1 pseudogene is annotated in these 639 nt (G+C 42.6%); it reads left to right on the top strand.

The window, feature by feature from the left end:
• Positions 1-639 (top strand): annotated as a pseudogene (locus tag EAO33_RS09685) (hypothetical protein); the annotation flags it as partial.

Raw genomic sequence — 639 nt, 5'->3', positions numbered from 1 at the left:
CCCCTTTGCATACATTAGGTTTATCCACCACTACACCAACACACATGGTTTGACTCCAGATTGTTTAAACATGGATGAGATATGGCAAAACACAGATAGCCTAGAGGTAGGTGTGGATAATGACTACCCCCATAAAAGCCCCGCGCTCATCCATCTATTTAACGATTTAGACATGGGGCTTAGTGTTTATGGGCTTTTAAATAGATTGATGGGCTTGGGTGATGATAGCCCTACAACGCTTATTGCAGATTTTGCCCAAGCACTAGGTAATCCCAAGTTAGCCACACTCTTAGACCAACTCATAGACTACCACTACTTCCAAAGTATCCATCTAGCCAAGATAGGCGGGGCTTATCTAGAGATACTTATCCAGCTTAAGAGCGCGCCTAGCCAAATTGAGAGCGCCCCTGAAGTCTGTTTGTATCCCTCTTATTTAGATTCTAAATTTTTAAACCTCTGCTTGAGGAGTTTCCAAAACCCTAGCAAAGCCCTAATCTTGCGCATGCAAACAAAGCTCAAAGAAGAACGCTTGATCGCTCTAGATCATATCCCTTGTCTATACCGCAAGATACACCAACAAGTCCAAGTCTTTAAGTCTAATAATGCGCTATGCTTGGCGTTGCAAAAACATTTAGAAAA

Origin of the sequence: Helicobacter labacensis, assembly GCF_003660285.1 — a bacterium.
GTDB classification, from domain to species: domain Bacteria; phylum Campylobacterota; class Campylobacteria; order Campylobacterales; family Helicobacteraceae; genus Helicobacter; species Helicobacter labacensis.
The sequence above is the reverse complement of the archived record's forward strand: the minus strand, read 5'-3'. Positions and strand labels throughout refer to the sequence as shown.